18 protein-coding genes are annotated in these 21,343 nt (G+C 54.3%); 12 read left to right on the top strand and 6 right to left on the bottom strand.

Features of this window, described 5'->3' with window-relative positions; translation table 11 throughout:
* Positions 1 to 5: 5 nt before the first annotated feature.
* The gene (locus tag EGO56_RS08900) at positions 6 to 254 is read right to left on the bottom strand and encodes a YciN family protein (RefSeq protein WP_013358014.1); all 249 of its coding nucleotides are present in this window, start codon (positions 252 to 254) and stop codon (positions 6 to 8) included.
* A gap of 371 nt (positions 255 to 625) precedes the next feature.
* Here EGO56_RS08900 and topA point away from each other — a divergent pair, with 371 nt between their 5' ends.
* From topA to acnA, 4 genes are all read left to right on the top strand, one after another.
* Positions 626 to 3,250 (top strand): type I DNA topoisomerase, encoded by a 2,625-nt coding sequence (gene topA / locus EGO56_RS08905; protein ID WP_135908594.1) that lies wholly within the window; start codon positions 626 to 628, stop codon positions 3,248 to 3,250.
* 498 nt (positions 3,251 to 3,748) lie between these two features.
* Complete coding sequence (gene cysB / locus EGO56_RS08910; protein WP_013358012.1) at positions 3,749 to 4,723, top strand: HTH-type transcriptional regulator CysB; 975 nt, start codon at positions 3,749 to 3,751, stop codon at positions 4,721 to 4,723.
* 496 nt (positions 4,724 to 5,219) lie between these two features.
* Positions 5,220 to 5,378, top strand: coding sequence for a YmiA family putative membrane protein (locus EGO56_RS08915; RefSeq protein ID WP_003853864.1), 159 nt, complete (start codon positions 5,220 to 5,222; stop codon positions 5,376 to 5,378).
* A 598-nt stretch (positions 5,379 to 5,976) separates the two neighbouring features.
* Positions 5,977 to 8,658, top strand: coding sequence for an aconitate hydratase AcnA (gene acnA / locus EGO56_RS08925; protein WP_095707126.1), 2,682 nt, complete (start codon positions 5,977 to 5,979; stop codon positions 8,656 to 8,658).
* Between the two features lie 31 nt (positions 8,659 to 8,689).
* Here acnA and ribA read toward each other — a convergent pair whose 3' ends face one another.
* Positions 8,690 to 9,283: a GTP cyclohydrolase II gene (gene ribA / locus EGO56_RS08930; RefSeq protein WP_010244482.1), complete on the bottom strand. Its 594-nt coding sequence runs from the start codon at positions 9,281 to 9,283 to the stop codon at positions 8,690 to 8,692.
* 227 nt (positions 9,284 to 9,510) lie between these two features.
* Here ribA and pgpB point away from each other — a divergent pair, with 227 nt between their 5' ends.
* From pgpB to yciH, 5 genes are all read left to right on the top strand, one after another.
* Complete coding sequence (gene pgpB / locus EGO56_RS08935; RefSeq protein WP_107319792.1) at positions 9,511 to 10,269, top strand: phosphatidylglycerophosphatase B; 759 nt, start codon at positions 9,511 to 9,513, stop codon at positions 10,267 to 10,269.
* A gap of 134 nt (positions 10,270 to 10,403) precedes the next feature.
* A complete protein-coding gene (locus EGO56_RS08940; protein WP_013358009.1) occupies positions 10,404 to 10,712 on the top strand; it encodes a LapA family protein in 309 nt (102 codons plus the stop codon).
* A gap of 6 nt (positions 10,713 to 10,718) precedes the next feature.
* Positions 10,719 to 11,888, top strand: coding sequence for a lipopolysaccharide assembly protein LapB (gene lapB / locus EGO56_RS08945; RefSeq protein WP_033783240.1), 1,170 nt, complete (start codon positions 10,719 to 10,721; stop codon positions 11,886 to 11,888).
* A gap of 197 nt (positions 11,889 to 12,085) precedes the next feature.
* Positions 12,086 to 12,805: an orotidine-5'-phosphate decarboxylase gene (gene pyrF, locus EGO56_RS08950; RefSeq protein ID WP_167493427.1), complete on the top strand. Its 720-nt coding sequence runs from the start codon at positions 12,086 to 12,088 to the stop codon at positions 12,803 to 12,805.
* Positions 12,805 to 13,128, top strand: coding sequence for a stress response translation initiation inhibitor YciH (gene yciH, locus EGO56_RS08955; RefSeq protein WP_135908598.1), 324 nt, complete (start codon positions 12,805 to 12,807; stop codon positions 13,126 to 13,128). Before pyrF ends, yciH begins: the two co-directional genes overlap by 1 nt.
* Before the next feature lie 78 nt (positions 13,129 to 13,206).
* On the opposite strand, the gene osmB is transcribed toward yciH, so the two are convergent.
* Positions 13,207 to 13,422: an osmotically-inducible lipoprotein OsmB gene (osmB, locus tag EGO56_RS08960; protein ID WP_003853848.1), complete on the bottom strand. Its 216-nt coding sequence runs from the start codon at positions 13,420 to 13,422 to the stop codon at positions 13,207 to 13,209.
* A 348-nt stretch (positions 13,423 to 13,770) separates the two neighbouring features.
* On the opposite strand from osmB, the gene araD reads away from it, so the two are divergent.
* The 3 genes from araD to EGO56_RS08975 all read left to right on the top strand — a co-directional run bounded on the left by araD (position 13,771) and on the right by EGO56_RS08975 (position 16,682).
* Positions 13,771 to 14,469: an L-ribulose-5-phosphate 4-epimerase gene (araD, locus tag EGO56_RS08965; protein WP_135908600.1), complete on the top strand. Its 699-nt coding sequence runs from the start codon at positions 13,771 to 13,773 to the stop codon at positions 14,467 to 14,469.
* A 217-nt stretch (positions 14,470 to 14,686) separates the two neighbouring features.
* Positions 14,687 to 15,670, top strand: a complete 984-nt coding sequence (gene kdgT, locus EGO56_RS08970) for a 2-keto-3-deoxygluconate transporter (protein ID WP_013358004.1) — start codon at positions 14,687 to 14,689, stop codon at positions 15,668 to 15,670.
* A 145-nt stretch (positions 15,671 to 15,815) separates the two neighbouring features.
* Entirely contained in the window at positions 15,816 to 16,682 is an 867-nt protein-coding gene (locus EGO56_RS08975; protein ID WP_003853843.1) for a crotonase/enoyl-CoA hydratase family protein, read from the top strand.
* 12 nt (positions 16,683 to 16,694) lie between these two features.
* On the opposite strand, the gene pdeR is transcribed toward EGO56_RS08975, so the two are convergent.
* From pdeR to EGO56_RS08990, 3 genes are all read right to left on the bottom strand, one after another.
* Entirely contained in the window at positions 16,695 to 18,680 is a 1,986-nt protein-coding gene (gene pdeR, locus EGO56_RS08980; RefSeq protein WP_013358003.1) for a cyclic di-GMP phosphodiesterase, read from the bottom strand.
* Between the two features lie 159 nt (positions 18,681 to 18,839).
* Positions 18,840 to 19,130, bottom strand: a complete 291-nt coding sequence (locus EGO56_RS08985; RefSeq protein WP_013358002.1) for a YbdD/YjiX family protein — start codon at positions 19,128 to 19,130, stop codon at positions 18,840 to 18,842.
* Positions 19,123 to 21,192, bottom strand: a complete 2,070-nt coding sequence (locus tag EGO56_RS08990) for a carbon starvation CstA family protein (protein WP_135908601.1) — start codon at positions 21,190 to 21,192, stop codon at positions 19,123 to 19,125. Before EGO56_RS08990 ends, EGO56_RS08985 begins: the two co-directional genes overlap by 8 nt.
* Positions 21,193 to 21,343 lie beyond the last annotated feature (151 nt).

The raw sequence follows: 21,343 nt of genomic DNA on the forward strand, positions 1-21,343 counted from the left end.
GGTTTTCATTCCAGGTGATAGCGCGGCGACAGCTCCACAGCAAGGTATTTGAAGACGTTAAACACCGCCGTGGTTTTCGCGGTCGGCAGTCCATCCGCATCAAGAAAGAACGGTCCGCGAAAGACCAGCACATCCGCCTGCTGACTTACCTCATCCGCCTGCATGCCTGCTAAATAATCATCATGTTCTTTAATCAGCGCATTGGCCTTTTCCAGCAACGCCTGGCGGGAAATAGCCTGAGTTGATCTCTGCATTTATTCGCTCCTTTTTGACAGCATCCAAATCCTTTCTATATTACTGGCCTGTCACGCGCTGTGACAAATCGGTCTGAACGATGAAAACCTGGCGTAAGTTCGGGCTGAGTGCTAATTAAGTTGCGTAACAGATTTTATCAGGTAGAGTGTGGGCGATTCCGATTTCAGGGATTTTGCACCGGGATGTGCGAAGAGTTCAGATGGAAAAAGCACGCTTTATCATGCAGTTGCAGCAGGCCGCATCATCTGATCTGAGATTGACCCCTCCGCCTTGAAATGTTAAACAGGCGCAGCAATATTGAACCCACTGGGTTTTTGGGCATCCAATCCTCTCCCGTTAAGCAGGATGTTTTCATTAGGTAAAGGTAAATATGGGTAAAGCACTCGTTATTGTTGAGTCCCCGGCAAAGGCTAAAACAATCAATAAATACCTGGGTAGTGACTACGTGGTTAAATCCAGCGTGGGTCATATCCGGGATCTGCCGACCAGTGGTTCAACCGCGAAGAAGAGTGCTGACGCTTCGACAGATAAGAAAGTCAAAGACGCTTCAACTGACAAGAAAGTCAAAAAAGTTAAAAAAGATGAGAAAGCCGCACTCGTCAGCCGCATGGGTGTAGACCCTTATCACGGCTGGGAAGCGGATTATCAGATTCTGCCCGGCAAAGAGAAAGTCGTTGCTGAACTGAAGGCGTTAGCCGCCAATGCTGACCACATCTATCTCGCAACCGACCTTGACCGCGAAGGGGAAGCCATTGCCTGGCACCTGCGGGAAATGATCGGTGGTGATGACTCGCGCTTCAGCCGCGTGGTCTTTAACGAAATCACCAAGAATGCGATTCGTCAGGCATTTGAAAAGCCGGGCGAACTGAATATTGACCGGGTAAATGCTCAGCAGGCGCGTCGTTTCATGGACCGCGTGGTGGGCTACATGGTTTCGCCACTGCTGTGGAAAAAAATCGCCCGTGGCCTCTCGGCCGGACGTGTGCAATCTGTTGCGGTTCGCCTGGTGGTGGAACGTGAACGTGAGATCAAAGCCTTTGTTCCCGAAGAGTACTGGGAAGTTAATGCCGCACTGACCACGCCAAAAGGCGATGAGCTGTCCATGGACGTGACGCACAAAGGTGATAAAGCCTTCCGTCCGGTCAATCGCGACGAGACTTATGCCGCGGTAGCGCTGCTGGAAAAAGCGCGCTATGAGATCGTCGACCGTGAAGATAAGCCGACCAGCAGCAAGCCGGGCGCGCCTTATATCACCTCGACACTGCAGCAGGCTGCCAGCACCCGTCTGGGCTTTGGCGTGAAGAAAACGATGATGATGGCTCAGCGCCTGTACGAAGCCGGTCACATCACCTATATGCGTACCGACTCGACCAACCTGAGTCAGGATGCGGTCGCCATGGCGCGTGGCTATATCGAAAGCAATTTCGGTAAAAAGTATCTGCCTGAAACCGCCATTACTTACGCCAGTAAAGAGAATTCCCAGGAAGCGCACGAAGCGATTCGTCCTTCCGACGTGGAAGTGGTGGCGGAAAAGCTGAAGGATATGGAAGCGGATGCGCAGAAACTCTATCAGCTGATCTGGCGTCAGTTTGTTGCCTGTCAGATGACACCAGCAAAATATGACTCCAGCACCATTACAGCGGCGGCGGGTGAATTTAAACTCAAAGCAAAAGGCCGTATTCTGCGTTTCGATGGCTGGACCAAAGTCATGCCAGCGCTGCGTAAGAATGATGAAGATCGTACATTGCCTGCCGTCAGCGTGGGTGATGTTCTGGATCTGCAACAGCTTCTTCCGGGTCAGCACTTCACCAAGCCACCGGCGCGCTTCAGCGAAGCGTCACTGGTGCGTGAACTTGAGAAGCGCGGCATTGGTCGTCCATCCACCTACGCAGCCATTACCTCGACCATTCAGGATCGCGGCTACGTGCGGGTAGAAAACCGCCGCTTCTATGCGGAAAAAATGGGTGAAATCGTCACCGATCGTCTGGAAGAGAACTTCCGCGAACTGATGAACTACGATTTCACCGCCCGCATGGAAAGCAACCTCGATCAGGTGGCGAATAACGAGGCGCAATGGAAAGCGGTTCTCGATCACTTCTTCGCCGACTTTACTCAGCAGCTTGAACTGGCTGAGAAAGATCCTGAAGAGGGAGGCATGCAGCCGAACCAGATGGTGCTGACCTCGATTGAGTGTCCGACCTGTAGCCGTCAGATGGGAATCCGTACCGCCAGTACCGGCGTTTTCCTGGGCTGTTCCGGCTATGCGCTGCCGCCTAAAGAGCGCTGCAAACAGACCATCAACCTGATTCCGGAAAATGAAGTCCTCAATATTCTGGAAGGCGATGATGCTGAAACCAACGCCCTGCGTGCCCGTCGTCGCTGCCAGAAGTGTGGCACCGCGATGGACAGCTACCTGATCGACAACGAACGTAAACTGCACGTCTGTGGTAATAACCCGGAGTGTGACGGTTACGAAATCGAGAAGGGCGAGTTCCGCATTAAAGGCTATGACGGCCCGGTGGTGGAGTGCGAGAAGTGTGGTTCGGAGATGCACCTGAAGATGGGACGCTTTGGTAAGTACATGGCGTGTACCAACGAAGAGTGCAAAAACACCCGCAAGATTCTGCGCAGTGGTGAAGTTGCACCGCCGAAAGAAGATCCGGTTCCGCTGCCAGAGCTGGCGTGTGAGAAGTCCGATGCTTACTTCGTATTGCGTGACGGCGCAGCGGGCGTTTTCCTCGCGGCCAACACCTTCCCGAAATCACGCGAAACGCGTGCGCCGCTGGTGGAGGAGCTTCAGCGCTTCAAAGATCGTCTGCCTGAGAAGCTGAAATATCTGGCCGACGCGCCAGCAGCCGATCCGGAAGGCAATAAAACGCTGGTGCGCTTCAGCCGCAAAACCAAACAGCAATATGTCTCCTCTGAAAAAGAGGGTAAGGCAACCGGCTGGTCCGCCTTCTATATAGATGGCAAGTGGCAGGAAGCGAAAAAGTAAGTCTCAGGCCAGCATTTGCTGGCCTTTTTTCTGAAGACAATGTCTGAGCCAAAGTCGGGCTAATCTGACCCAGCGGTTTAGTCTGATGCGCAGGGAACAGGGACAGAGGAGGAAAGCGTCCCGCGCCCGGGACAAAAACGCCGGGAGCGTTTTTGAACAACGCGAAGCGTTGGCCCGGTAACGGGCGCACCTCAGGGATGAGGTGCGTAATCGCGCGGGCCGAGCGGCCAGGGATTGGCTTAAGCGACTTTCCGATCTGTCCCTGTTCCCTGAGCCAGCAAACGCGCAAAAAAGGCAGAACCAGACTCTGTCGTCACAATCCGGCCAGCGCTCGCTGGCCTTTTTCTGAGCCTTATATCAATCCGTTCTACTCTGTCACTTAAACTGATATAGTTGTTATAGCATTTCCGACCTTTCCTGATGCATAGCATTTCTTGACCCTTGCGACTATACGTCAAGCGGGGATGCGACTCTGTAACTTACCGGGATGGAATAGATATGAAATTACAGCAGTTGCGCTATATCGTCGAAGTGGTGAACCATAATCTCAATGTCTCTTCGACAGCGGAAGGTCTCTACACCTCTCAACCCGGCATCAGCAAACAGGTGCGTATGCTGGAAGATGAGCTGGGCGTGCAAATTTTTGCCCGCAGCGGTAAACATCTCACTCAGGTGACGCCTGCAGGGGAAGAGATCATCCGTATAGCGCGTGAAGTCCTTTCCAAAGTGGATGCGATTAAATCCGTTGCTGGCGAGCATACCTGGCCGGATAAAGGCTCGCTTTATGTCGCCACCACACATACTCAGGCACGTTACGCGCTGCCAGGCGTGATCAAAGGATTTATCGAGCGCTACCCGCGCGTCTCTTTGCATATGCATCAGGGTTCACCAACCCAGATCGCCGAAGCCGTTTCCAAGGGTAATGCGGACTTTGCAATAGCCACTGAAGCCCTGCATCTCTATGACGATCTCATCATGCTGCCGTGCTACCACTGGAACCGCGCGATTGTCGTCACGGCTGACCATCCGCTGGCCGGAAAAGGGCAGGTGAGCATCGAAGAACTGGCTGAATATCCGCTGGTGACTTACACCTTTGGCTTTACCGGGCGCTCAGAACTCGACACGGCCTTTAATCGCGCTGGATTAACACCCCGCATTGTCTTCACCGCGACTGATGCTGACGTCATCAAAACCTATGTCCGTTTAGGTCTGGGCGTGGGGGTTATTGCCAGTATGGCGGTTGACCCGGTGGCCGATCCTGACCTGATTCGTATTGAAGCCGCCGACATCTTTACCAACAGTACTACCAAGATTGGCTTCCGCCGCAGCACCTTCCTGCGCAGCTATATGTATGATTTTATCCAGCGTTTTGCGCCACACCTGACCCGAGACGTGGTGGATACCGCCGTGGCGCTGCGCTCAAACGAAGACATTGAGGCGATGTTTAAGGACATTAAGCTGCCATTTAAATAGCGTTGATGCGCTACGCGACAACATAAGGCTGCCTGGTGCAGCCTTTTTTGTTGCCAGGCTTTAGCGCCAAATGAGAATCAAAAGTTTTTATGATTTTTTTGTAAATGAAACATTGATCACATGTTTTCCGGTTGGGCTTTCTTAAATGCGAAATACAACACACTTTTAACTATGTCACTTTGCGACTCGCCAGGATTATTCCCATACTCCAGTTAAGAGCTGATGTGTGAAGCCAGTAAACATAAGGTTCTTTAGATGGGTCTTTAGTTTTAAATGGATCTGTTTTTAAATTAACTCAAATTTTTCAGGTGACTGTTTAATTAAATATTCGTTCAGGAGTTAATGATTTCTTACGTTATCGAAGCCTATTGATTAATACCGTTAATCGTTTTACTCAATAAAAATAACTGGATTTTTGGCCTTAACGCGTTTAGGATTCCTCCTAAATCTTAATCGATGTTATCAATCATTTTGTTGAGAGTGATTATCAAAAACTATGAATACACGACTGACTGTACAACCGGGCTTCCCGGCAAAAAGCACCAAGGTTGAGCGTACTGGCAACACCCGTCGCAATGCCTGGTTAACCGTATTCGCTGCCTCTGCGCTGTTCTGGGTGGTTGTAGCGTTAATGATTTGGCGTATCTGGGGCTAAAGCCATGTGGGCACATACACTCAGTCATAAACGTTCTTTGACCACGGGTCAGCACAAGCCAGTATCCTGCAAAGGAAAAGAAGCTCTTGCAAAGGACGAAAAAGTGTCTATCCCCGAGTCATGGGATTTGAGTGATAACCAGCGACTGTTTATTGAGTCGTTTCTGGACCCTAAAAACAAATAACGTTGTAAGACCATCTATTCGTCACTGCTCTTTTATAACCGGAGTTTCCGGTGGGCTTTTAAATGCCCCTTTCCACATCCTGTAAGACCAAAGGGTGTCGCCGATTGACAGGCGACCGCAAAAACTTTTACGCCCGATTCCGGCGAAGGAGTGAACCAAATGAATATTATTAAAATGTCCTGGCTTAGCGCGTATGCTTTCTCCTTTGCGTTCTGGTCTGCGGCGGTGTGGATAACGCTGTAATTTGAATTAAATCACCTCTTTCTGATGCCTCGTGTTTTCACGGGGCATTTTCGTTTTCGGCGATTGTAGCAATTTGTGTTGTAATCAAAACGTTAACGAATTTGTGGTCTATCTTTAACATAAACCTTTATCTCACTAAGGTTTAAGACCATGACCGAAAAAGGAGGAGCTATGTCGTCTACCCTACGCGAGCTGAGTCAGGAAATACTGCAGGTCGACACCAACAAATATCACATCTTCAGTCTTCCCCGCGCGGCTCAACATCTCGGCAACATCGATAGCCTGCCCAAATCTCTTAAAGTTCTGCTGGAAAACTTACTGCGCTGGCAGGATGGCGACTCTGTCACCACAGAGGATATCCAGGCGCTGGTTGACTGGCAGAAAGATGCTCACGCCGACCGTGAAATCGCCTACCGGCCAGCCCGCGTATTAATGCAGGACTTTACCGGCGTGCCGGCCGTGGTCGACCTGGCGGCCATGCGGGAAGCGGTGAATCGTCTGGGCGGCGATGTCGCCAAAGTGAATCCGCTGTCGCCCGTCGATCTGGTTATCGACCACTCGGTCACCGTGGACCATTTTGGTGATGATGACGCTTTTGAAGAGAACGTCCGGCTGGAGATGGAGCGTAACCATGAGCGCTACGTTTTCCTTCGCTGGGGTCAGAAAGCGTTTGATAAATTCCGCGTCGTGCCCCCAGGAACCGGCATCTGCCATCAGGTGAACCTGGAATATCTCGGCAAGGCGATCTGGCATGAAACCCTCAATGGCGAAGAGTATGCCTGGCCCGACACGCTGGTCGGTACCGATTCACACACCACCATGATCAACGCGCTCGGCGTGCTTGGATGGGGAGTCGGGGGCATCGAAGCTGAAGCAGCCATGCTGGGTCAGCCTGTCTCCATGCTGATCCCGGATGTCGTAGGTTTCAAACTTACCGGCAAACTGCGCGCAGGCATTACTGCTACCGACCTCGTTCTGACCGTCACTCAGATGCTGCGTAAGCATGGCGTCGTCGGCAAATTCGTTGAGTTTTACGGTGACGGCCTGGCCGATCTGCCGCTGGCTGACCGTGCGACCATCGCCAACATGGCACCGGAGTATGGTGCGACCTGCGGATTCTTCCCGGTCGACGACGTCACGCTGAGCTACATGACGCTGACAGGACGTGATGCCGATCAGGTCGCCTTAGTGGAAGCCTATGCTAAAGCGCAGGGTCTGTGGCGCAATCCCGGCGATGAGCCGCGTTTCACCAGCACCCTGGCACTGGATATGAATGAGGTGGAGTCGAGCCTTGCCGGACCAAAACGTCCGCAGGACAGGGTGTCGCTGGGCGATGTGCCCGCTGCGTTTGATGCCAGCAACGAGCTGGAAGTGAATCAGGCGCAAAAACCGCATAAGAATGTTGAGTATACCGATAGCGACACCGGCCTGACTCACACACTGACCGATGGCGCGGTGGTGATCAGTGCAATTACCTCCTGTACCAACACCTCTAACCCAAGCGTGCTGATGGCAGCCGGTTTACTGGCGAAGAAAGCGGTAGAGCGTGGTCTGAAACGTCAGCCGTGGGTCAAAGCCTCGCTGGCACCCGGTTCCAAAGTGGTTTCCGATTATCTGGCCGTCGCGCAGCTGACCTCGTATCTCGACGAGCTGGGCTTTAATCTGGTCGGCTATGGCTGCACCACCTGTATCGGTAACTCCGGTCCGCTGAAAGATGAGATTGAGTCTGCGATCAAAGCGGGCGATCTCACGGTCGGTGCCGTTTTATCCGGCAACCGCAACTTTGAAGGCCGTATTCATCCGCTGATTAAAACCAACTGGCTGGCTTCGCCGCCGCTGGTGGTGGCTTACGCGCTGGCGGGTAACATGAAGATCAACCTGCAGACGGAGCCGCTGGGCCACGATCGTCAGGGCCAGCCGGTCTATCTGAAAGATATCTGGCCGTCGCCGGAAGAGATAGCCACAGCCGTGCAGCAGGTTACCAGTGATATGTTCCACAAAGAGTACGCCGAAGTCTTCGATGGCACGCCAGAGTGGCAGGCGATCAGGGTCAGTGAAGCGGCAACGTACGACTGGGATGAAGGTTCGACCTACATCCGTCTGTCACCTTTCTTTGATGATATGGAGAAAGAACCTAAGCCGGTGCAGGATATTCGCGGTGCGCGGGTGCTCGCATTGCTGGGCGATTCTGTCACCACGGACCACATCTCGCCAGCGGGTAGTATTAAAGCGGAAAGTCCCGCCGGACGCTATCTGCTGTCACACGGCGTCGAGCGCAACGACTTTAACTCTTATGGGTCGCGTCGCGGTAATCATGAAGTGATGATGCGCGGCACGTTCGCCAATATTCGTATCCGCAATGAGATGGTGCCAGGCGTGGAGGGCGGCTATACCCGACACTATCCGAGTGGCGAACAGCTGGCCATCTACGATGCGGCGATGAAATATCAGGCGGAAGGCGTGCCGCTGGCGGTCATTGCAGGTAAGGAGTACGGCTCTGGTTCAAGCCGCGACTGGGCTGCTAAAGGGCCACGTCTGCAGGGGGTAAGGGTCGTGATTGCCGAATCATTTGAGCGTATTCACCGCTCTAACCTGATTGGGATGGGCATTCTGCCCCTGGAGTTCCCGCAGGGCGTGACCCGCAAAACTCTGGGGCTGACTGGTGAAGAGCGCATTGACGTGGAAGATCTTCAGGCACTGACGCCAGGCTGCAGCGTGAAAGTCACGCTGACCCGTGCTGACGGCAGTAAGGAAGAGCTGGACACCCGTTGTCGCATCGATACCGGTAATGAGCTGACCTATTACCGCAACGACGGCATCCTGCACTACGTTATCCGCAACATGCTGGACTGACAAAAAAGCCGGGGAGACCCGGCTTTTTCATTTATGACTTCGGCAGCAGATGCCCCATCTTTTCCGCTTTCGTATCCAGATAGTGCGCATTCTTTGGATTACGTCCCACGACCAGCGGCACACGTTCAACAATGTTGATCCCGGCTTCGCTGAGGATCTCCACTTTGCGCGGATTGTTGGTCAGCAGACGCACTTCATTCACGCCCAGCAGTTTGAACATATCTGCGCACAGGGTGAAGTCGCGCTCATCGGCGGCAAAGCCAAGCTGATGGTTCGCTTCTACGGTGTCATAACCTTTATCCTGCAACGCATAGGCGCGGATCTTATTCAGTAGACCAATGTTACGGCCTTCCTGACGGTGATAGAGCAGCGCGCCGCGACCTTCTTCTGCGATGGCATTGAGCGCGGCTTCCAGCTGAAAACCACAGTCGCAACGCAGGCTGAAGAGTGCATCGCCGGTCAGGCATTCGGAGTGAACGCGTGCCAGTACCGGCTCGTTGTCATTAATATCGCCAAAGACCAGTGCAACATGGTCATGTCCGGTTGCCAATTCTTCAAAACCAACCATCAGGAAATCTCCCCATGGCGTGGGCAGTTTAGCTTCTGCCACCCGTTTAAGCTGCATGTGACTCTCCAGAACCTTCAGAGGATGCACTATCATCATGATAGCGCACAGGCCAGTGTGGCCTGACAAACGTGCAATATTGTGCCACAACCCGGAAGCGGGCTGGTAATCTCTGAGACCAATTGCAGTGATAAAGCACAATTATCCAATCGGCAACGGTTATGTTATTCTTTTTTAAGCTAAAGTTATGCAAATGTTGCCATTTGACACTAGGATAAGGGAAGAGGATGTTTAAGATTTCGCGTCGTACCACCTTCGGAATGCTGCTGTTGCTCATCATGCCGGTTGCCGTCTGGCTTACCGGCTGGCGCTGGCAGCCAGGTGAAAGCAATGCGCTGCTGAAAGGTTTCTTCTGGATGACGGAAACCGTCACCAATCCGTGGGGTATTGTCACCAGCGTGCTGCTGAGCGCCTGGATGCTCTGGTGCCTGCGCTTTCGCCTGAAGCCCGCCATCCTGCTGCTGCTGATCATGAACGCCACTATTCTGGCGGGACAATACACCAAATCCTTTATCAAAGAGCAGATTCAGGAGCCGCGTCCCTATGTGATCTGGCTGGAGCAGCATCACGGGCTGGATGAGAAGACTTTTTACGAGCTGAAGCGTAAACAGCGTGGTGAGATGGTGACGTCACTGATTGCCGATGAGACGCAGATTCCGGGCTGGCTGAAACGACACTGGGCATTTGAAACCGGCTTTGCTTTTCCGTCGGGGCATACCATGTTTGCCGCCAGCTGGGCACTACTGGCACTGGGGCTGCTCTGGCCCCGCCGGCATTATAAAACCGTGGTGGTGATTTTCCTGTGGGCGACGGGCGTGATGGCGAGCCGCCTGCTGCTGGGCATGCACTGGCCACGCGATCTGGCGATGGCAACCGTGCTCTCCTGGTTGCTGGTCACCGTTGCGACCTGGCTGGCACAGCGCTTCTGCGGCCCGCTGACGCTGCCGCCGGAAGAGCAAAAAGAGGTGGCACAGCGGGAGCCCTGATTGTAATTCACCCTTAAGACCCCATATTATTAGTCGGGCCTGCGCAAAAGCGACTCGCCCGATGCTGCTGGGAGCAGCATTTATGCTGGATTTTTGGCATAATTCTACCCGATAACCTCACAACAGGATGCACTGTGAAATATTTGCTGATTTTTTTAGTGGTACTGGTCATTTTTATCATTTCCGTCACCTTAGGCGCGCATAACGATCAGGTCATTACTTTTAACTATCTGCTGGCGCAGGGTGAGTTCAGCATCTCGACCTTACTGGCATCACTGTTTGGCGCAGGTTTTGTGCTTGGCTGGGTCATCTGCGGGCTGTTCTGGTTACGGACCCGTGTTTCACTGGCCAATGCCAACCGGAAAATTAAGCGTATGCAGACGCAAATTGAGCAGAGCACCGCCCTGGCGACAACGCCATCTTCTCCGGCTGGCCGGGAATAATCCTCAATGCATGAATTGCTGTTTCTGTTACTGCCGGTTGCGGCTGCCTATGGCTGGTATATGGGCCGCCGCAGCGCGCATCAGGATAAGCAACAGGAAGCCAACCGGCTGTCACGTGAATATGTGGCGGGCGTCAATTTCCTGCTCTCCAATCAGCAGGACAAAGCCGTTGATCTGTTCCTCGACATGCTAAAAGAGGACAGCGGCACGGTAGAGGCACATCTGACGCTGGGTAACCTGTTCCGATCGCGCGGAGAAGTTGACCGCGCTATCCGTATCCATCAGGCATTAATGGAAAGTGCTTCCCTGAGCTACGAGCAGCGTCTGCTTGCCGTTCAGCAGCTGGGTCGCGACTATATGGCGGCGGGCTTATATGACCGCGCAGAAGATATGTTTAAGCAGCTCACCGATGAAACGGATTTTCGTATCGGCGCGCTGCAGCAGCTTTTACTGATTCATCAGGCCACCAGTGACTGGCAACAGGCCATCGAGGTCGCAGAACGCCTGGTTAAGCTCGGCAAAGAGAAGCAGAAAGGTGAAATTGCTCACTTCTACTGTGAACTCGCACTGCAGGCGATGAGCAGCGATGATCTGGATCGTGCGATGAGCCTGCTGAAGAAAGGGGAGGCGGCCGACCGCAACAGCGCACGCATCTCCATTATGATGGGCCGTATTCTGATGGAAAAAGAAGACTTCGCCAGAGCGGTGGGTCATCTGCAGCGCGTGCTGGATCAGGATAAAGAGCTGGTGAGTGAAACATTGGGCATGCTGGAGACCTGTTTCCAGCGGCTCAATCAGCCTGACGCCTGGGCAGACTTTCTGCAGCGCTGTGTGGAACAGAACACCGGCGCGGCAGCGGAACTTTATCTTTCAGACATCCTGGAGCAGCAGCAGGGCGCTGAAGCGGCACAAAATTACATCAGTCGTCAGCTTGAGCGCCATCCGACGATGCGTGTTTTCCATCGCCTGATGGATTTAAACCTGCGTGAAGCCGAAGATGGCCGGGCCAAAGAGAGTCTGATGGTGCTGCGCGACATGGTGGGTGAACAGATTCGCACCAAGCCACGCTATCGCTGCCAGAAGTGTGGTTTTACCGCACATGCACTTTACTGGCACTGTCCATCCTGCCGGACATGGTCTTCAGTGAAGCCCATCCGTGGTCTCGACGGCCAGTAAAGCGGCCGTGATAACTGAATTAACATCACCTCATAATAGTTACAACATACTGTATAGGCAATAATCAGCAGGCTTCGGCAGAGGTGCATTTATTGCCAGGCAGAGGGGCAATGGCGATTGTGATGGCCAGACGCCGCAGGTAGAATGCTTGCCGTTTGTCAATCGCGCCTGCGGGTGCTCACTGCAGAGGAAATGCCATGCCTTCACCCCACAACGTGACCGCTTCGCCGATTCTGGTAGCGCTGGATTATCATGATCTCGACAGCGCATTGCGTTTTGTCGACCAGATCGATCCCCGCAGTTGCCGCCTGAAAGTGGGCAAAGAGATGTTTACGCTGTTTGGTCCCTCGCTGGTTAACACTCTGCAGCAGCGCGGCTTTGAGCTGTTCCTCGATCTTAAATTCCATGATATTCCTAACACCACCGCGCATGCCGTGGCTGCCGCAGCCGATCTTGGCGTCTGGATGGTCAATGTGCATGCCAGTGGCGGGGCGCGGATGATGAATGCGGCGCGCGAGGCGCTGCTTCCCTTTGGTAAAGATGCGCCGCTGCTGATTGCGGTGACCGTACTGACCAGCATGGATGCCGACGATCTCAGAGAGCTGGGCATTACGCTTTCCCCTGCCGAACAGGCTGAGCGACTGGCGAAGCTGACCCAGTCGTGCGGACTGGATGGTGTGGTCTGTTCTGCACATGAAGCGGTCCGCTTCAAACAGGCGCTGGGTCAGGACTTTGCGCTGGTCACGCCGGGAATTCGTCCGGCAGGCAGCGATGCCGGCGATCAGCGTCGCATCATGAAACCGCAGCAGGCGAAGCAGGCGGGCGTGGACTATATGGTTATCGGGCGTCCGATTACGCAGTCCGCCGATCCCGCCGCCGCCCTGCAGACGATCCTGGACAGTCTGGAGACACAATAATGGCGAATGACAATCCACTGGTTTACTCAACCGACAGCGGGCGCATTACGCAGCCTGAGCCAAAAGCGGAACGGCCAAAAGGGGATGGTGTTGTGCGGATCCAGCGTCAGACCAGCGGACGCAAGGGCAAAGGCGTCTGCCTGATCACCGGCATCGACCTGGATGATGCGGCTCTGACGCTGCTGACAGCTGAACTGAAAAAGAAGTGTGGCTGTGGCGGTTCGGTAAAAGAGGGCGTTATTGAAATTCAGGGCGATAAACGCGATTTACTGAAAACGCTGCTGGAAGCTAAAGGGATGAAGGTCAAACTGGCGGGTGGCTGAATAAAAAATCGGGCTACCAGAGTAGCCCGATTGTCATGCAGATGCTTAGCGTAGCCGATTATTCTTTTAATAAGGTCCTTAGTGGACCTGATGACCGATAATACCACCGACAGCGGCGCCGCCGACTGTGCCGAGTGCGCTACCATTGGTCAATACTGAACCACCAATTGCGCCCGCGCCCGCGCCAATCGCGGTGTTGCGGTCACGTTTAGACCAGTTAGAACAGCCGCTCAGTGCAACAGCTAACGTGGTCGCCAGTACAACGGCAGTGATTCGTTTCATTGTTGTTGTCATACACTTCTCCTTTGATGTGCTCACAGAGGCAACACTCTTAGTATAGCTCCGATATTTCCTCAGCCCGCTTGTGTCGCATCATTGCCGCATCCGTGACGGCATCGAAATGTGATCACCATGGACAAACCGTTTGTAGCGGGTGAGGCACAATGCCGGACCCGACAGGTCCACGCATTGCCTGAGAAGATTCTAAGCATTCTGGATAAATTCCGAAGATAGAAAATTCTTAAATCACGACACATTTTTCGATTCACAGCTATTCCTTCTGCGTTTATAGCCATTTGCTCCATAACCCTTTGGCGTCTGACTCCGCAAAATTCAGGGACGATTGTCAGCAGGAGAAAAGGCATGCTGGAACACCTTAAACAACAGGTTCTGGAAGCGAATCTGGATTTACCCAAATATAACCTGGTGACCTTCACCTGGGGCAATGTCAGTGCGGTTGATCGCGAACAGGGCTTGCTGGTGATTAAACCGTCTGGCGTAAGCTATGACGTGATGAAGCGCGACGACATGGTTGTGGTCGATCTGGCGACTGGTGAGGTGGCAGAAGGGGATAAACGACCCTCATCGGACACGGCGACGCACCGTGCGCTCTACCTTGCCTGGCCCGAGGCAGGCGGTATTGTCCATACTCACTCGCGGCATGCCACTATCTGGGCACAGGCCGGACGCCCCATTCCGGCCTGGGGAACTACCCACGCTGATGATTTCTATGGCGAGATCCCCTGTACCCGTGCAATGCGCAATGAAGAGATTCAGCACGACTACGAGTGGAATACCGGCCAGGTGATCATCGAGACCTTCGCGCAGCGTGAATTGTCACCCTCGGCGATCCCGGCGGTGCTGGTCAACTCCCATGGCCCCTTTGCGTGGGGGAAAGATGCCCACGCCGCCGTGCACAGCGCCGTCGTGCTGGAAGAGGTAGCTTATATGGGTCTGTTCAGCCAGCAGCTGACCGCTAACCTCCCGCCTATCAATCAGACGCTGCTTGACCTGCACTATCTGCGAAAGCATGGCGAGAATGCCTGGTACGGCCAGAAATAACAGGCGGGACGCAATAGCGTCCCGTTTTTTTGGTCTCTTTTGAGACTGGTATGGCGATCCGCATCATAGTTAACAAAACAAGCTATCAACAAAAATAAAACAGTGTTTCATTTAATCGAATCGATCACTGTTTTGATTACCTCAAGTCACTACTTTGCCTGCATCGCCTTCGGGCACTTCAAGCTCCACCCTCTGGCATAGCAAAGGTGACATTCATATGCACATCAAACGGGCAATAGATAAAATTCCGGGCGGCATGATGCTCGTACCGCTGTTTATCGGCGCACTCTGCCATACGTTCTCACCAGGGGCCGGGAAATATTTCGGTTCCTTCACCAACGGTCTGATGACCGGCACCGTGCCCATCCTGGCCGTCTGGTTCTTTTGTATGGGGGCGTCGATAAAACTCAGCGCCACCGGAACGGTACTGCGTAAATCAGGCACGCTGGTGCTTACCAAAATTGCCGTGGCATGGGTGGTAGCGGCGATCGCCTCGCGGGTGATGCCGGAAAATGGCGTAGAAGTGGGGATGTTTGCTGGTTTATCGACGCTGGCGCTGGTCGCCGCGATGGATATGACCAATGGCGGTCTTTATGCCTCCATCATGCAACAGTACGGTTCGAAAGAGGAAGCGGGCGCTTTTGTGCTGATGTCGCTGGAGTCCGGGCCATTGATGACCATGGTGATCCTGGGCACCGCCGGCATCGCCTCATTCGAGCCGCACGTGTTTGTCGGCGCTGTCCTGCCGTTTGTGGTGGGATTTGCATTAGGGAATCTTGATCCGGAGTTACGCGACTTCTTCGGAAAAGCGGTACATACGCTGATTCCCTTCTTCGCTTTTGCCCTGGGTAACACCATTAACCTTGGGGTGATTGCGGAAACCGGTCTGCTGGGCATCATGCTGGGCATAGCCGTCATCATCATTACCGGCATTCCGCTTATTCTGGCCGATCGGCTGATTGGCGGGGGAGATGGCACGGCTGGCGTGGCCGCATCCAGTACGGCAGGCGCGGCGGTGGCCACACCGGTGCTGATTGCCGAAATGCTGCCGCAGTTCAAACCGGTTGCCCCGGCAGCCACGGCGCTGGTTGCCACGTCCGTGATTGTGACCTCTGTGCTGGTGCCCATCATCACCGCCATCTATTCAAAACGTCTTAAGCGTCTTCATGTTGCCGTCGGGCAGCGTGCCGCTATTAAGTAACCCGCCTAATCAATCCCCGACGCGCCAGTCGGGGATCACTCTGGATTTTGTGTTGTAAATCAATCTCTCATTTGGTCTGGCCTCACTCTGCATTACGCTGATGTGGCGTATTTAACGCATCAAAATATAAACAGAGGATGAGACAATGACAGTTATTAACCAAGCAACGTGCAGATTATTTACCGAAGTCGGCAACACCACGCAGTTAGTCGCCTATTACGAAGAAGGGCGTCGTACCATGTGGATGATGCTGCGTGCGCAGCCCCGTCCGAGCTTCAACCACGAACTGATTGAGGAGATCATGAACCTGAGCTACGCCGCTCAGCGCTCCGGTCTGCCAATTGATTTCTGGGTCACCGGCTCACTGGTGCCGCAGATGTTCAACGCCGGTGGCGATCTGCGCTTCTTCGTCGAGTGCATTCGCAATAACCGCCGTGAGGCGCTGCGAGCCTATGCCCGAGCCTGTGTGGACTGCATCCATTCAGCAGCACGCGGTTTCGACACCGGCGCGGTGACGCTGGCGATGATTGAAGGCAGTGCGCTGGGCGGTGGATTTGAAGCGGCGCTGGCGCATCACTTCATTCTGGCGCAGAACAACGCGCGGATGGGCTTCCCGGAAATTGCCTTTAACCTGTTTCCTGGCATGGGCGGCTACTCGCTGGTGGCGCGTCGTTCCGGCATGAAGCTGGCAGAGGAGTTAATCTGTGAAGGAGAGTCCCATAGCGCGGAGTGGTATGAGACGCGCGGACTGGTGGATAAAGTCTTCCAGCCTGGCGACAGCTACCGCGCCACACGCACCTTTATCGATACGTTACGACCTAAGCTCAATGGCGTGCGGGCGATGCTGAAAGCGCGTCAGCGCGTGCTGCAACTGTCACGCGCTGAGCTGATGGATATTACTGAGGATTGGGTTGATTATGCCTTCACTATCGAACCCAAAGATATTGCTTACATGGAACGCCTGGTACAGTTACAAAACCGCCACAGCGCATCACTGCGTAAAGCGGGTTAATCTTAACCAGCGTTAAACGCGGGCAGGATGCTTAGCCAGCCAATGCCCAAATTGTTCCGCGGGCATTGGTTTTGCGTAATAGTAACCCTGACGCCCATCGACACCACTTTTGAGGACAAACTTCTCTTCATCCGGGGTCTCAATACCCTCAGCGATTACCTGCAAATCGAGCGCCTTGGCGACGGCGACGATAGCGCGCACCAGCGATTGTGAAACCGGCTGCTTGTTAATATCGCGGATAAAGCTCTGGTCGAGTTTGATGGCATTGATTGGTACGCGTGCCAGTTGAGAAAGCGAGGAGTAACCGGTGCCAAAATCATCCAGGTGCACCTGTGCGCCCAGTTCCTGAAACTGCTTCATCAGCTTCAGCGCTTCAGTTTCATTCTCAATCAGGCAGCTTTCGGTCAGCTCAATATCGATGGGGCAGTCGGTGATATTAGCCTCGTGCAGCGCCTGTTTCAGGTCAGTGTAGATGCTCTGATCAATCAGCTGACGGGCTGAAACGTTGACGGCGACGCGCAGAAAAATACCCTGCTCACGCCAGGCGATAATCTGCTTCAGCACGTTTAGCATGACCCAGCGTCCCAGCGGCACAATCAGCCCTGACTCTTCAGCATAGGGAATAAAGTCAGCGGGCGAGACCAGACCACGCTCAGGTGAGTTCCAGCGCACCAGTGCTTCAGCGCTGCGGACCTGGCCGTCGCTGTCGATTTTTGGCTGGTAGTGCACCAGCAGATGATCCAGTTCCAGCGCCTTGCGTAGGTTAGTATCCAGCCACAGATACTCAAAGACCCGCTGGTTCATCTCTGCCGCAAACACGCAGAACTTGCCGCGCCCGTTCTCTTTGGCGTGATACATCGCGGTGTCCGCGTTGCGAATCAGGCTCTCGCGATCGTCGCCATGGAGCGGCGCAAAAGCGATGCCAATTGAACAGCCGCTGTAAACTTCGATTAGCCCGATACGGAAAGGCTGACGCAGCCGCTCAAGAATGCGGGAAGACATCGCTTCCAGTGCAGCCTGGCTGGTGTGCTCAGCCAGCACCACAAATTCGTCGCCACCCAGACGGCCCAGGGTCTGGTCTTTACCCAGACAGCTGAGGATGGCCAGTGAAACTGCCTGCAGCAACTGATCGCCGAACATATGACCGTAGGCGTCGTTCACTTTTTTAAAATTATCGAGGTCGAGATAAACCACGCCGGTCTCATCCCCCTCGGACCGCTCCAGCGCCAGGCTAATCTGTTGATGAATGGCGTTGCGATTGGGTAAACCGGTCACCGTATCGGTGTTTGCCAGCACCCGCAGGCGTTCCTGGGCGCGTCGCTCCTCGGTGATGTCTGTGCCAGAACAGATGAGGAAAATTTCATTTTTGCCACTGCCGCTGTGAACAAACTTATTACGAAACAGAAACAGTCGCTGACCCTTTTTGGTTTTGACCCAGCGCTCAACCTCATAAGAGTTACCGTCACGGAAGAAGCCTGCAATGTTGCGTCGTGACTGTGAGGCTTCCTGTTTGGTCATAAAAAGCTGAAAGACATTACGGCCAATAACCTCGTGCTCATTCAGGCCGGTATATTCTTCACTCAGGCGGTTAAAACGCTGAATATTGCCGCGCTGATCGAGGATTACAATCACCGAATTAGCTTCAGAAACCACCTGTTCAGCGAACGACAGCCCCAGGGTTAAATCGCGTGCAACTGCAGACGTATCGCCCCAGGCAGAGGCGGTGCCGGCCCATGAAGCCTGATTCACTTTACGTCCGACAAAATGCATCGGCACATCAATGCCCTGGAGGGTCATAGTCAGATTGATGCTTGAGGTGATGACCGGCATCGCGCGGATCATTGCGGCCTGGCCGGGGGTCAGCGGCAGGGCGATATTGGTTTGTGATGACTCATCTTCGGCAAAATGCAACGCATCGCTGTCCGCGGTCAGACGCCAATGAGGGCTGGTTGTACCAAAAAGAGTGTACAACAACGTTTGCCCGTGTTCATCGGTCATGGAAACTTCCTCCGGGAAGTGCTCTGCAGGCGTTATCTCATTATTTTAGCAACAGTATTCATCATCTGACGCCAGTACAAGATGCAAACCAAATATATTTTTCTATCCAGATAAGAATGGCACAAAAAAGCCCCGGCGGCGCGGGGCTGTAGCGTGCGGTCAGCAGGGGCATTTGCCCAGTTTACCCGCCTGGCTGGGGAAGCGGGCGTCAAGGCAGTAACGGTGGAAATCGCGCTCATTCATCGGCGGCTGGTCGGGATGATGCAGACGCATATGCTGCAGATATTTTTGATAATCCTGGACCCCGACCATTAAGCGGAAGCACTGTTGCAGACCGCGCCAGAATCCCCGCCAGCTGAGGGCCTGCGGCATCGGCGAAGCCGTCAGGTGGCAGCGGATAATCTGCCACTCACCCTGTGGACGGTGGCCCTGATGAATGGCATCAGACATGACGCACCGCCTTGTTGCGCAGTGCCACCGGCGTCTCGTTGGTGGTTGGCACTGTACTGTTCAGCGCACGACGAATCACAAAGAACGCGGCGACCAGCATCGTGACCGCCACCAGCATAAAGAAGGCGCACAGCGCCGCATTAATCTGATTGCTGAACACGATGGTCTGCATATCCGCCACGCTTTTTGCCGGCGCAATGATCACGCCTTCATCCAGCCCTTTGCGGAACTTATTCGCCTGGGCCAGGAAGCCGATGGACGGTTTTTCGTGGAAAATTTTCTGCCAGCCCGCGGTCATCGAAGTGATAAACAGCCAGACGGTGGGCAGAATAGTCACCCAGGCGTAGCGCTGTTTTTTCATTTTGAACAGCACGACGGTGCCAAGAATCAGCGCCATCGACGCCAGCATCTGGTTGCCGATACCAAACAGTGGCCACAGGGTGTTGATGCCGCCCAGTGGATCGACCACGCCCTGATAGACAAAGAAGCCCCAGCCCGCGACCGCGACGGTGGTGCCCGCCATGTTACCCAGCCAGGAGCGGTTGTTCGCCAGAGAGGGCACCACGGTGCCCACCAGATCCTGCACCATAAAACGGCAGGCGCGGGTACCCGCATCGACGGCGGTCAGGATAAACAGCGCTTCGAACAGAATGGCGAAGTGATACCAGAACGCCATCATCGCGCGGCTGTTAAAGATCTCGGTAATGATGTGAGCCATACCTACGGCGAAAGTGGGCGCGCCGCCTGCGCGGGAGAGAATCGAGCCTTCACCCACATCACGGGCGATGCCGCTCAGCATTTCTGGCGTCACGACAAAGCCCCAGCCGTTGATCACCTGTGACGCGCTTTCAACGGTGGTACCAATCAGCGCGGCAGGTGAGTTCATGGCAAAATAGACGCCGGGATCCAGCACCGAGGCACAAATCAGCGCCATGATCGCCACAAACGACTCCATCAGCATGGCGCCATAGCCAATAAAGCGGATATGACTTTCCCGCTCCACCAGCTTCGGCGTGGTGCCGCTGGAGACCAGCGCATGGAAGCCGGAGATCGCGCCGCAGGCGATGGTAATAAACAGGAACGGGAACATCGCACCGGAGAAGACCGGGCCGGTGCCGTCGATAAATTTGGTCACCGCTGGCATTTTCATCTCAGGCATCGCAAAGACAATGCCCACCGCCAGCCCGACAATCACGCCGATTTTAAGAAAGGTCGAAAGGTAGTCGCGCGGTGCCAGCAGCAGCCAGACCGGCAGCACCGAAGCAATAAAGCCGTAAATCACCAGTACCCAGGTCAGCGAGGTGCCTTTCAGGGTAAAGAAGGGGCCCCAGTAAGGATGCTGTGCCACGTCACCGCCATAAATAATCGCCGCCATCATCAGCACAAAGCCAATCAGTGACACTTCGGCAATTTTACCAGGCCGGATAAAGCGCATGTAAACGCCCATAAACAGCGCAATGGGAATGGTGGCCGCGATGGTAAACAGGCCCCACGGACTGTTCGCCAGCGCCTTCACGACAACCAGCGCCAGCGCCGACAGGATAATGATCATCACGCCCAGCGCCCCGAGCATCGTCACCACACCGGCAAACGCCCCCAGCTCCTGCCGCGCCATCTCGCCCAGCGAGCGACCGTCACGTCGGGTTGAGATAAACAGGATCAGGAAATCCTGTACCGCGCCCGCCAGCATCACGCCGACCAGAATCCAGATGGTGCCCGGCAGAAAGCCCATCTGCGCCGCCAGAATCGGACCGACCAGCGGACCGGCACCGGCAATAGCCGCAAAGTGATGACCAAACAGCACCCATTTATTGGTCGGGACATAATCGAGTCCGTCGCTCAGCCGCTCGGCGGGAGTCATCCGGCGATCGTCCAGTTCGAAGATATTGCGGGCGATAAACAGGCTGTAGAAGCGATACGCGATGCTGTAACAGGCGACAGCGGCTATCACCAGCCAGACTGCGTTGACGTGTTCGCCGCGGCTGAGGGCCAGCATGGCGAAAGCGCCCGCGCCGATTAACGCCACCACTAACCAGATGACACTGGTTTTGACGTTTTTCATGACTAACTCCTTGTAGGGACCGAGGGAAGGCGATCGAAAACAACGAGTTAAACTTAATGTAATGGAATGTAAGTGAAAGTTAATCAGTGGAGAAGTGTGAAGCGGGGTACAAATTTAACGTTTTTGTAACGCGGACGGGGCGGGAACAGGC

The sequence above is a fragment of the Pantoea vagans genome (assembly GCF_004792415.1).
GTDB classification, from domain to species: Bacteria; Pseudomonadota; Gammaproteobacteria; order Enterobacterales; family Enterobacteriaceae; genus Pantoea; species Pantoea vagans.